The organism is Halobellus rufus, from assembly GCF_000739575.1.
GTDB lineage: Archaea > Halobacteriota > Halobacteria > Halobacteriales > Haloferacaceae > Haloquadratum > Haloquadratum rufum.
Genome location: NZ_BBJO01000009.1, coordinates 1 through 11,547 on the forward strand (window position 1 = coordinate 1; position 11,547 = coordinate 11,547).

15 protein-coding genes are annotated in these 11,547 nt (G+C 64.5%); 9 read left to right on the forward strand and 6 right to left on the reverse strand.

Translation table 11 applies throughout. From position 1 onward, the window contains the following. Together upp and ACP99_RS04700 are read left to right on the forward strand one after the other, a co-directional pair. A partial coding sequence (gene upp / locus ACP99_RS04695; protein WP_081927137.1) for a uracil phosphoribosyltransferase occupies positions 1–420 on the forward strand: 420 nt, incomplete at its 5' end. 91 nt (positions 421–511) lie between these two features. After that, positions 512–727 (forward strand): DUF7569 family protein, encoded by a 216-nt coding sequence (locus ACP99_RS04700; RefSeq protein WP_049985490.1) that lies wholly within the window; start codon positions 512–514, stop codon positions 725–727. A 34-nt stretch (positions 728–761) separates the two neighbouring features. On the opposite strand, the gene ACP99_RS04705 is transcribed toward ACP99_RS04700, so the two are convergent. The 4 genes from ACP99_RS04705 to ACP99_RS04720 form a co-directional block, all read right to left on the reverse strand. After that, a complete protein-coding gene (locus ACP99_RS04705) occupies positions 762–1,610 on the reverse strand; it encodes a hypothetical protein (RefSeq protein WP_049985491.1) in 849 nt (282 codons plus the stop codon). A gap of 296 nt (positions 1,611–1,906) precedes the next feature. After that, positions 1,907–2,632 (reverse strand): IMPACT family protein, encoded by a 726-nt coding sequence (locus ACP99_RS04710; RefSeq protein WP_049985492.1) that lies wholly within the window; start codon positions 2,630–2,632, stop codon positions 1,907–1,909. Positions 2,633–2,712: 80 nt separating this feature from the next. After that, positions 2,713–3,216, reverse strand: a complete 504-nt coding sequence (locus tag ACP99_RS04715) for an amino acid-binding protein (protein ID WP_049985493.1) — start codon at positions 3,214–3,216, stop codon at positions 2,713–2,715. A gap of 106 nt (positions 3,217–3,322) precedes the next feature. After that, positions 3,323–5,368 carry an AAA family ATPase gene (locus ACP99_RS04720; protein ID WP_394324857.1) on the reverse strand — a complete coding sequence of 682 codons (2,046 nt, stop codon included), beginning with the start codon at positions 5,366–5,368 and terminating at the stop codon, positions 3,323–3,325. A gap of 961 nt (positions 5,369–6,329) precedes the next feature. On the opposite strand from ACP99_RS04720, the gene ACP99_RS04725 reads away from it, so the two are divergent. From ACP99_RS04725 to ACP99_RS04740, 5 genes are all read left to right on the forward strand, one after another. Then, positions 6,330–6,971, forward strand: coding sequence for an Era-like GTP-binding protein (locus tag ACP99_RS04725; RefSeq protein ID WP_049985494.1), 642 nt, complete (start codon positions 6,330–6,332; stop codon positions 6,969–6,971). A 5-nt stretch (positions 6,972–6,976) separates the two neighbouring features. Then, positions 6,977–7,366, forward strand: coding sequence for a DUF2073 domain-containing protein (locus ACP99_RS04730; protein ID WP_049985648.1), 390 nt, complete (start codon positions 6,977–6,979; stop codon positions 7,364–7,366). Positions 7,367–7,422: 56 nt separating this feature from the next. Beyond that, the gene (locus ACP99_RS04735) at positions 7,423–8,298 is read left to right on the forward strand and encodes an OapC/ArvC family zinc-ribbon domain-containing protein (protein WP_081927139.1); all 876 of its coding nucleotides are present in this window, start codon (positions 7,423–7,425) and stop codon (positions 8,296–8,298) included. An 85-nt stretch (positions 8,299–8,383) separates the two neighbouring features. After that, a complete protein-coding gene (locus ACP99_RS21600; protein ID WP_449271587.1) occupies positions 8,384–8,473 on the forward strand; it encodes a hypothetical protein in 90 nt (29 codons plus the stop codon). Between the two features lie 88 nt (positions 8,474–8,561). Then, positions 8,562–9,365: a DUF7089 family protein gene (locus ACP99_RS04740; RefSeq protein WP_049985496.1), complete on the forward strand. Its 804-nt coding sequence runs from the start codon at positions 8,562–8,564 to the stop codon at positions 9,363–9,365. A 25-nt stretch (positions 9,366–9,390) separates the two neighbouring features. On the opposite strand, the gene ACP99_RS04745 is transcribed toward ACP99_RS04740, so the two are convergent. Beyond that, entirely contained in the window at positions 9,391–9,969 is a 579-nt protein-coding gene (locus ACP99_RS04745) for a DUF7090 family protein (protein ID WP_049985497.1), read from the reverse strand. A gap of 104 nt (positions 9,970–10,073) precedes the next feature. Continuing rightward, positions 10,074–10,529, reverse strand: a complete 456-nt coding sequence (locus tag ACP99_RS04750; protein ID WP_049985498.1) for a DUF2391 family protein — start codon at positions 10,527–10,529, stop codon at positions 10,074–10,076. 198 nt (positions 10,530–10,727) lie between these two features. On the opposite strand from ACP99_RS04750, the gene ACP99_RS04755 reads away from it, so the two are divergent. Together ACP99_RS04755 and ACP99_RS21500 are read left to right on the forward strand one after the other, a co-directional pair. Next, complete coding sequence (locus tag ACP99_RS04755) at positions 10,728–11,408, forward strand: class I SAM-dependent methyltransferase (RefSeq protein WP_049985499.1); 681 nt, start codon at positions 10,728–10,730, stop codon at positions 11,406–11,408. A gap of 18 nt (positions 11,409–11,426) precedes the next feature. Then, positions 11,427–11,543, forward strand: a complete 117-nt coding sequence (locus tag ACP99_RS21500; protein WP_081927157.1) for a pentapeptide repeat-containing protein — start codon at positions 11,427–11,429, stop codon at positions 11,541–11,543. Positions 11,544–11,547 lie beyond the last annotated feature (4 nt).

Here is an 11,547-nt window from a genome sequence, read left to right on the forward strand (position 1 = left end):
GCGACCCCGTTCGTCGAGGGACTGCTGAAAGCGTTCCCCCGCGCGAAGCAGGGCGTCATCAGCGCCGGTCGCGACGAGAGCGCCGGGATGAACGAGGAGGGGAGCTTCCCCATCAGCATCGACTACGTGAAGCTCCCCGAGATCACCGAGGACGACACCGTCATCGTGGCCGATCCGATGCTCGCGACCGGCTCGACGATGTGCACCGTCCTCGAACACGTCCTGGAATCGGCCGACGTCGAACCCGCCGACCTGTTCGTTCTCTCGGCGGTCTCCGCGCCCGACGGGCTGCTCCGCGTCGGCGAGTCGTTCCCCGAGGCGGACCTCCTGACCGTCGCCATCGACGATCACCTCGACGACGACGGCTACATCATCCCCGGGCTCGGCGACGCCGGGGACCGCGCGTTCCGGACGACGTGAGTTCGGCTCCCGATCGATCGGGACGAGCTCGACCCCCATCGCTTCCGAATCGACGTGAACACCTTTACCGACGCGCCGCACACGGGCAGGTATGACCGGGAGCGAACCCTGCGATGCCTGCGGCGATCCGATCGAAGAGGCGCTCGCGCGCACCGTCCAGTTGAACGTCGACCGCTCGGAGGTCGACAGTCAGCGGCTCTGCCCGTCCTGCTTCGCCGACTGGATCGAACGCTATCGGACGGAGATGCAACCGCAGGCTCGCGGCGACGACGAGATACGCGGCGACAGCGACATCATCGTCGACTGAGATTCGCTCGGGCAGCCCCACGAAGGCGCGCCCCTCACACCGCGTAGAAGCGGGAGTTCTCGCTCGACTCGAAGATGGCGATGTACGGTGAACCGCTCTCGTCGTCGGGGCAAGAGTCGGTCCGCTCGACCGGGAAGGTCTCGCCGGTCGCGTTCGCCGCGTCGAGATACAGCGTCACGGGATACGTCTTCGAGCTGAATCCAAGCACGTGTTCGTTGTACCCGTCCTGGACGTTCAAGTGCGCGCGGACCGGCGGGCGCTCCTCTCGTTCCGGCTCGCCCGGATGCCTGTACTCGCTCCAGTCACCGGCGGCGCAGACGGCGTAGTTCGGCGTTTCGACCCGCTCGGGGAGCGGCGTAGGGTTGTCGACGACGATCGAGGCGACCTGCACGTCCTCGCGGGGCGAGTCGGTGATCTCGATCTGATTCTCGACCTGGAGTTCGTAGGCGAGGCCACCGGAGACCACGTCGACGACGAGGACGACCGCGACGATCACCGAGATCGCTCCGAAGAGATAGGTGGCCTGTTTGCCCGAGAGGAGCCGGTTCCCGCCGTCGAAGCGCGTCCGGAGGACGAACAGCGCGGCCGCGAGCAGTAGCAGACCGAGGACAGTCGCGCCGCTGCCCAGATCGAACGTGTTCACGACGTCGAAGAAGACGCCGACGATCGAGACGACGACGACGCCGTAGCCGAGAAGCGTCAACTGCCGGTCGTCGGTTCGCTGCGAGATCGCGAAGATCCCCGCGAGAAAGCCAACCGCCAGAAGCGTCTTCGTGACCGGCGAGACGCCCAGATCGACGTTGAGAACGAAGAACAGCACGGCGACGGTCGTGAGCACCGCAGCCGCGCCGTTGAACAGGGTTTCCGAGTCGATGGCGACCATACGAGCCGTTTCGAGAACCCACACCAAGAATGTCGGTGTGAGACAAAGAGCGGTTTCAGCTACGGGGTCGGCGGCGGCGATCGACGGGCGACGGCGGCGAACGACCCCCTTCCTTCACCTCGAACCTCGCTTTCATCGGTCGGTTATCGTTCGAAGCGAAGCGTCGGAACCGAACCCCCTTACGATTCCTGCGGCAATGGTGAGAACGATAGTCATCCGGAGTCGTGGCGCGGTCACTCGGCCGTCGTTGCGCGGCTATCCACTACCGCTCGAGGTCGGCTACCGCACGATACCGACTACTGTTCGATCTCGGCGCGGCCGCTCGTCGCGCTTCGGATTCGATCCCGGAGCGCGGCGGCCTCGCCGACGGGGACGCGGACCTCGAAGGCGACGTCGGCCTCGTACGCGGCCTCGAACTCGACGTCCGCGCTTTCGAGAAGGCCGCGGACCGTCCCCGAGTCGTCGTACTCGACGGTGACAGCGAACGTCTCGTGCGGGACCGTCTCGACGACGCCCGCGTCGTCGACCGCTTCCTTGACCGCCCGGGAGTAGGCGCGTGCCAGTCCGCCGACGCCGAGGTTCGTCCCGCCGTAGTAGCGCGTGACGACGGCGACGACGTTTCTGAGGTCGCGCTGGACGAGGACGTTCAGCGCGGGCTTGCCGGAGGAGCCGGTGGGCTCGCCGTCGTCCGACTGGTACTCACGGAGCATCGCGGACGGTGTGGGAGGGTTCGGTTTCGACGGGGCCGATCCCCCAGTGGAACTCGACGAGGATGGAGCGCCACCCGACTGCGACGAGGAGGAGTCCGAAGCGGGAACGCGGTAGGCGGGGACGTTGTGCGTCGCGTCCGAGTGTCGGTCTCGAATCCGATCGACGAACGACTCGGCCTCCGCGACCGTGTTCGCCGGGGCGACGTAGCCGATGAACTCCGAGCCCTTGATCTCGAAGCGGGCTCGACCGCGACCGGCCACGGTCTCGAAGGCGTCGGGGTGCGTTTCGGGTCGATCGGACGAGTCGGTCACAGAGGACTGTAGCGCCGGGTTCGGTGAAAAGGATTCGCGTCCGCGGGTCGCAGTGGTTCGCGTCCGCGAGTTGAGAAAAGTCAGGCGATGCTGACGCGTCGGACGAATTCGAGCGCGGAGAGCTCGTTGAGCAGGTCACCCGGCAGCGGGTCGTCGGTCACGACGTACAGTTTCGGCTCGTCGGTGAACTCGGGGTCCTCGCTGATCGTCTGTCGAATCGAGATGCCGCGTTCGGCGAGTCGAGACGTGACCTCGGCGACGATTCCGGGCTGCTCGGCGTCGTTGGGTTCGATCGTCAGGACCGAGAGGTCGAGGACGGGCGCGAGGTCCATCAGGCTCGGGAACGACGAGATGTTCTGGAAGATGCGTCTGAGCTCCTCGTCCTCGAGGATGGCCGTCGTCGTGGAGTCGACGACGCGGCGGTCGACGTCGATCTCGCGGGCGATTCCGGTGTTCGGAATCTCGATGCCGCCGGAGACGACTCGACCGTCGTCGTTGACGGAGAATCCGCGTTCGAGGAGCAGGCGGATGACCGCCTGTTGGCTCGGGCTTCCCTCGAACTTCTGCATGATCTCGTCGAACATCCGTCAGCACAGAGCAGTCCCATCGCTATTATAGTAGCGTTTGAACGGTGGTGTTTGCACGGGTGCGTTCGACCCCGCGCCGCTCGACGGGCCGGAGGGGTCGGTTTCAGTTGTCGAAGCGCGCCTGCACGAACGGCTGGGCGTTCTCGATGTCGCCGAGGCGGGAATCGGAGAGGAGAACCGCCTCCGTTTCGTCCAGCGGGACCGAGAGCGAGATCTCCTTCGTCCGGCCGTAGCGTCCCTTCGAGACGACGACGGCGTTGACGATCCCGAGCATGTCGAGTTCGGAGATGAGGTCGGTGACCCGCCGTTGGGTGAGGACGTCGGCGTCGATCTCCTCGCAGAGGCGCTTGTATATGTTGAACACCTCGCCGGTGTTGACGTTGTGGACCCCGTTCTTTTCGAGCAGGATCGTCGAGAAGAGGACGATCTTCGATTGGGTCGGCAGCGTGCGGACGACCTCGACGACGCGGTCCAGTTCGATCTTGTCTTGGGCCTGCCGGACGTGCGCCTCCTCGACGGTGTCGGCCTGTCCCCGCTCGGCGAGTTCGCCCGCCGTGCGAAGCAGGTCTAAGGCTCGGCGGGCGTCGCCGTGTTCTTGCGCGGCGAAGGCCGCACACAGCGGGATGACGTCGTCGGTGAGCGCGTCGTCTTTGAACGCGACGTTCGCGCGGTGCTGGAGGATGTCTCGGAGCTGGTTGGCGTCGTACGGCGGGAAGACGATCTCCTCCTCGCCGAGGCTGGACTTCACCCGGGGATCGAGGAAGTCGGTGAACTTCAGGTCGTTCGAGATGCCCATGATCGAGATCCGGGAGTTGTCCAGCTCGGAGTTCATCCGCGAGAGGTTATACAGCGTATCGTCGCCGGACTTCTCGACGAGTTTGTCGATCTCGTCGAGCATAATGACGACGACGCGCTCCTCGTAGTCGACGGCGTCGAAGAACGTCGAGTACACCCGGTCAGTCGGCCACCCCGTCATCGGAACGGGCTCCATCTCCTCGCGGTCGGCTTCGAGTTCCTCGATCCGCTCGGCGACCGCTTCGGCCGTCTCGTAGGCAGACCCGTCGAGGGCCGCGGAATCGGATTCCGCGCGCGAGCGGAGCTCCGTGAGTTCGTCGAGTTCGTCGTCGACGAGCGCCTGGTTCTTCTCGATGAACTTGTTCGCCAACTGCGCGAGCACGCGGTACTGCGTGTCGGTGACCTCGCAGTTGATGTACTCGACCTCACAGGGGACGTCGTACTTCTTCGACGTCGATTCGAGCTCCTGACTGACGAACTTCGCGCTCGCCGTCTTTCCGGTCCCAGTTTTGCCGTAGATCAGGATGTTCGAGGGCGTTTCCCCCCGGAGCGCGGAGACCAGAATCGTCGCCATCTGGTTGATCTGCTCGGTCCGATGCGGGAGTTCGTGGGGCGTGTACGAGGGACGGAGGACCTCCTTGTTCTCGAAGATCGGCTCGCCGGAGAGCAGGTCGTCGAACAGCCCCTGACTGTCGCCGTCGTCGTCGAGAACGACCTCGTCGAGACTGACGTCGGTGCCGGTCGACGACGAACCGCTCGCCGAGTCGCTCGGGCCGATACTCTCCTTGATGTCGATGTCTTCGGCAGTGACCGGGCGGTCTATCGAGTCTGCGGCGATATCGCCCGACGTGCCGTCGGTCTCGGCCGAGTGTCCGTCGGAAGTCGCGTCGGACGGACTTGCGGCAGAATCTCCACTTGAAGCGGAGGGGTCATCCGACGTGGAAGAGCCGTCGACTTCCGTCCCGTCGGTCGGTTCGGTAGCAGTGATCTCTCGTTGGGAGCCCTCAGTCCCGGACGGCGAGTCGGTACGCTCGTCCGGTTGCGGACTTTTCGCGTTCGGCTGCGGATCGGCGATGGTCGATTGGGCATCGTCGGTAGACGACTGCGAATCGCCAGCGGTAGATCGCGAATCGTCAGCGGCTGACTGCCGGTCGTCACCACCCACTCGCGGGTGTTCGAGCGCACCGTCTTCAGACTGCGGATCACCGTCACGACCCTCGGACGGGAGGTCGTCTTCAGTCTGCTCGGCCTCCGCGGCGGAAGGCCGTTCAGCCTCCGTTAATCCCTCCTTACGCGTGTGCTTTTCTGCCTCAGTCGGCCCATCGTCGTCGCCGGACTGTGGATCTTTTTCCATTCGTGTACCCCCTCATTTCGACTGGAAATCACGCCCCGCAGAGCCGGTAGATAGCCGAAAGCGGGAGAGAAAAACGAATTCAGCCGTTTCTCTTTCGTAGACGTGTCCAGTTGATGCAGACGAAGCAAAGGACCAGCCACTACAAAAAACTTGTCTCTTTCTTGTTGGCTTCGCTTGCGAGCAGCGTGGGGTGACGAACTCTCGTAGGCAGTCGCTACCGGAGACGAGTAACGAATCTAATCCGCGCGGCACAGAACCGAACGGATTCTGGATCCGATAGATCGTGCGGCTCGGATTCCATCTCCCGCCTAAGTGGCGGTGGTCTGTTCGGAGCCACTGGACTATCCGTTCTCTCCTTGGGTTGTCGAATCTTCCGTCCGTAGTTCTCACGTCTGTCTCAGTCGGCCGCTGTCTGATCACTCAAAGTCCCCCCGGTAGGTCGTCCCCGAGCGTCAGACCGTAAGCTGGTCTCTCCCCCTCCCCCACCCCTTCGTTTCAGGTGGAATGCGGTGAGTGTATCCCCTCGCATTGCAACCGGAGTTAAAATTCAGTAATATACTTACTAAACTTAAATAACTATAAGGTTGAAATTAATTGTATTCTTGCAGTGCGGGTCCGGTTTATGATATCGGATAATAAAACCACCGTTTCTTAGAGCCGCCTCCGGCGACCCCTCCCCCACCTACGTCGGGTTCCACCCGAAACGAAGGGGTGGGGGGCATCGCTCTCGTCGCCGGCGTTGACGTCGGCATCGGAAGCCCACTACTCGCCGGGGAAGACGACTCTACCTCAGGACGATTGCGACGGAGACGCGCGATCTCGAACGGTATACAGCGATTAAACACCGGACGTCTCCTCGTAACGGGGTCACTCTGTCTGACGCAGTGTTTAAGTGAACACGGAAATGTGGTACCTCCATACGCCCTCCACGACCCGGTATCGGGAGGCGCGGGAGGCCAGGATGGGACTGTTCACAGACCTCAGAGACAGCATCTCACGGGCCGTCGACCGGATGTTCTCGGACGCCGAGCCGAAACGGATCGGCATCTACGGACCGCCGAACGCCGGGAAGACGACCCTCGCAAACCGAATCGCACGTGACTGGACGGGAGACGCAGTCGGCCCGGAGAGCCACATCCCGCACGAGACGCGACGCGCGCGCAGAAAGGAGAACGTCGAGATCGAGCGCAACGGCAAGAGCGTCAGTATCGACATCGTCGACACGCCCGGCGTCACGACGAAAGTCGACTACAAGGAGTTCCTCGAACACGATATGGAGAAGGACGACGCCGTCCGTCGCTCCCGGGAAGCGACCGAGGGCGTCGCCGAGGCGATGCACTGGCTCCGCGAGGACGTCGACGGCGTGATTTACGTCCTCGACAGTTCCGAGGATCCGTTCACCCAGGTCAACACGATGTTGATCGGGATCATCGAGAGCCAGGACCTCCCGGTGCTCATCTTTGCGAACAAGACCGACCTCGAGGACTCGAACGTCCAGCGCATCGCGAACGCGTTCCCGCAGCACGAGACGGTCCCGCTGTCGGCGCTCGAGGGGAACAATATGGACGAAGTGTACGGGAAGATCGCGGAGTACTTCGGGTGACCACGATGCCGGAAGCGACACCCGGAGATTCCAGAAACGGCGTCCAGATCGACCTCATCAGCGGCGCGCGGATGGAGGGGCTCACGAGTATGGAGAAGATCCGACTCATCCTCGACGGCGTCCGCGAGGGAAACATCGTCGTCCTCGAAGAGGGACTCGCTCCCGAGGAGGAGTCGAAGCTCATCGAAGTCACGATGACCGAGATCAGCCCCGACGAGTTCAACGGGATCGAGATCGAGACGTACCCCCAGTCCGGCGGCAGTAGTCAGGGAATCCTCGGCCGGATTATGGGCAAAGAGTCGACGAAGAAGCTCACCGTCATCGGTCCCGCGAACCAGATCGAGACGCTTCACAAAGACGAGAACCTCATCAGCGCGCTCGTCTCCCGAAAGTGATGACTCCGCACGCACCACGTCTGCGACGGCGCGCGCGGCCTCGATAACCCACAACGATGCCTCACGAATGCACAAACTGCGGACGCGTGTTCGACGACGGGTCCAAGGAGATGCTGTCGGGCTGTCCGAACTGCGGCGGCAACAAGTTCCAGTTCCGACCGTCGACGGCGACAGACCCGGGCGAGGCCGCCTCGAACGAACCCGCGCCCCGTTCCGACCCGACGCCCGACCGCCCGGAGGGTGCGGACCGATCGACCCCCACGTCCGACCGTCCGGCGGCGACGTCCGACGGCTCGAAGGCGACTCCTGACCACTCGGCGACCACACCCGAAGAGGCCGACAGCCAGAGTTCGGACCGAACGCGGCTGTCCCCCTCGTCGAAAGCGTGGCCGGGACAGGACGACGATACTCGACCCGCGGATGGACCGTCGGAGCCCTCGGCCGAACCGCGAACCGATCCGGCCTTCGGCGGTGACGACGCCGCCGAAACCGACACCGACGCTGCCGAGGCCGACACCGACGCTGTCGAAGTCGACACCGACGGTGCTGAGTTGTCCGCCGACGAATCTATCGAGGACAACGCACAGGCGAGCGCCCGAAGCGAGGTCGTCTCGCCAGACGAACTGGCGGCGGCGAGCAGATCGAGCGCAGCGGAAGACGAGTCCGAAGACGCGGCTTCCCGTCCGTCCGACTCGGACGGCCGCGTCATCGAACCATCGAGCGACGACCGGCCCGACCTCGAAGACCTCCGCGCGGAACTCAATCAGCAGTTCGAGAGCATTCGAATCGTCGCCCCCGGCGAGTACGAACTCAACCTCATGGAACTGTACGACCGCACGGAGTACATCATCTCGCTGCAGGAGGACGGCCGCTACGTCATCGAAGTCCCGGACACGTGGGATACGACTCCAGACGACTCCTCGGAGTCCTAGTCGGAATGCCACGCTCGGGCGGTCACCGGCCGTCGGGGGCGCGGTCGATTGAAGCTTTTATGCGCTCTGGCTCTGACGTCAACGTATGAGTCAAGCGACCAAGATCGTCCTCGGTACCGTGGGTGTGTCGGCCGTTCTCGCCATCGCGATCGTCTTCGCGCTGGCGTTCGGGTAGTCGTAGCCGTTCCCTCGCCGTCTTCGCTACAAGGCCCCATCGGACGCTCGATCGCTCCCCTGAAACCGTCTCGTCCCCAACAGCGCCTATGTTCGAGACACGTGACCTTTCTGCGGACCTCGACGCCGTGCGCGAGGCGCACGCGCCCGGGGCGCTCGTTCTCGACGTCGCGGCGGATTTCGAGACTATTCCTTCGGCCGCGGCGGAGGATCTCGGCCTGCTCGCCGACGGACTCGACCCGGCGACGTACCCCAGCGAGTGGCTCTCCGACGACGCGCCGCGAGCGCTCGTCGCGTACGCGGGGCCGGACTTCACCGTGGGGATGCCCGGCGACGGGACCGTCGTGTGGACGCGGCAGACGACGCCGCCGACGGTACTCGTGAAAAAGCGCGCGGAGGGGACGCCCGCTCCCTTCCTCGAGTTCCTCCTCGCCGAGGCGTTCGTCCAGATCGGCACCGACGCCCCGGAGCACTTCCTCCCCTTCTTCGGCGAGTCCTACCGCGACCTCGACGACGCCGTCCCGCTCGGGCCGGCCGACGTCTATCAGATCGCCGCCGCACTCTACGACGCCTGGCTGGGGCTCCAGACGAGAGAGACGTTCGCCGGGTGGGAAGACACGCATCCGGATCTCTACGACGCGTGGGCCGACGCCGGATCCCGATTGGAGGGGCGACTCTCGACGCTCCCCCGATCGGTCGCCCGCGGGCAGACCTCGTTCGCGGAGGCGACCGAGTACGCCTGCTCGGCGGTCAAACACGGGCTCGACCTCCCCGCGCCGTTCGGCGCGCTCGACACGCAGGCGTTCGTCGAGTACGGTGCGGACTACGGGGTCAAGTGGGCCGCGAAGACCTTCGAGAAACTGGAAGAGGGTACTGAGCAGAGCGGGGAGTGAGACGCCCGACGCGCGGAACTATCGCTCAGAATTCGGTTTCGACGCTGCCGTCGACGTCGAGTTCGACGACGGCGTCGAAGAGGCCGCGGAACCGATCGATCGTCTCCTCGTCGTGGACCTCGTTCGACAGGTGGAACAGGCCGACGGCGTCGTGTTCGTCGAGGAGTCCGAGGAGTCGCTCGCTCGCCTCGTACGCCCCGTCGACGTCGGCGTAGTAGGCCATCTCGGTCACCGAATCGACGCTCACTCGGAGTTTCCCCTCGTGGGACTCTAGGAAGTCTCGGGTCTGTGCGACGATCCCGTCGAGGTCGTCCGGGGCCGACACGTAGTGGACGCGGTCGGTTCGGCGGCGGGTGTACCCCCGCTCGACGGACAGCGTGTCGAGAACGACCGCCTTCGACTCGTCGACATCGTAGTGTTCGAGTTTCTGTTCGACCTCGCGGGCGGTCGTTCGCGTCGAGATCACCAGGAAGTGGTCCGTGTCCGTCTTCAGGAAGTCGGTGTCGATCCGATCGGTCTCCCCGATGCTCGGATGCAGCAACAGAACCCCTGTCCCGCCGGGAATCGAATCCGGTGCGTTGTCGATCGCGAGCGCGTAATCCATAACCGTAGGTGCGCCCCCGCGGACTTAACCGTGCGGGAGACGGCTCGGCGGGGTTCGGTCCCTCGATCCCGACGGAACCAGCGCGACGAGCCGCGATCACGACCTCAGTACAGCGAGTCCGCCGTCGCCGCGCCGATGACGCTGAACACCGCGCTGATGCTGATCGCCTTCAGCGTCGATCCGAGCAGTCCGAGGTCGATCTCGACGCCGACGAATTCGACGCTCCCACCACCAGTCGCGCCGACGAACGTCCCCGGCGCGTCGAAGGCGATCGCGAGAATGATCACCGACAGGTACGAGACCGAGATGAGCGAGATGAACCGGAGGGGGACGCCGCCGACCTCGGTCTCGCGGTCCGGGTTCCTGTCGTCGGCTTTGTACAGTGCACCATACCCGATCGAGAGAACGATAATCACCGTCAAAAGCGTCTGAAGCAGTCCCATACTCCCCGCGAGTACCCACACCTCCTCGGTGACCACGAACGGTCCGGCGAGCAGGAATCCGCCGACGATCTGCTGGACCGTATCCGAGAGCGCGAACCGGCGACGACGCCCGACCATACGCGATCAACGATACCGGTTTGTAAATAGACACCCGTCTCGTCCGTCCTCTCTTGATCCGCGTTCGACGTCTCTCGACTCGTGGTCGTTGTCTCTCGATTCGCTCGATTCGAAACGGACGCCTCGAACTGGACGACGGCCCCCGGTCGCGGGAGGAGGATCCCCACGGTTCTTGTCCCGTCCGGACGACGGGGACGTATGAGCGTGAGAGCCGAGTTCGACGCGTGGGCGACCGACGGACGCGACAAGGGAATGGAAGACCGCCACTGGCACACGGCCAAACACGCCCTCGCTCGGATGCCCGTCGAAGCCGGCGACACGATCCTCGATCTCGGCTGTGGGAGCGGGTACGCCGGGCGCGCGCTCCGCGACACGAAGGACGCGGGCCGCGTCTACGGGCTCGACGGGTCGCCCGCGATGGCACGGAACGCGCGGTCGTACACAGACGATCCGAACGTGGGCTACCTCGTCGGCGACTTCGACGACCTCCCATTCGCGGACGACAGCGTCGACCACGTCTGGAGTATGGAGGCGTTCTACTACGCGACCGATCCCGAGCACACCCTCGAAGAGATCGAGCGGATCCTCCGACCCGGCGGGACGTTCTACTGCGCGGTGAACTACTACGAGGAGAACGTCCACTCCCACGAGTGGCAGGAGCGGATCGACGTCGATATGACGCGGTGGTCCGCCGCGGAGTACCGAACCGCGTTCCGCGAGGCCGGACTGGCGGTCGCCGAACAGGACTCGATCCCGGACCGCGAGATCGACATCCCGCCGGCGTCGGCGTTCCCGACCGACGACTGGGACTCCCGCGAGGCGATGGTCGAGCGCTACCGGACCTTCGGGACGCTTCTCACCGTCGGCGTCGCTCTCTGACCGTCAGATGCGGACTCACTGACCCAGGCCTCACTGACCCAGGCCTCACTGACCCAGGCCTCACTGACCCAGGCCTCACTGACCCAGGCCTCACTGACCCAGGCCTCACTGACCCAGGCCTCACTGACCCAGTAACTAC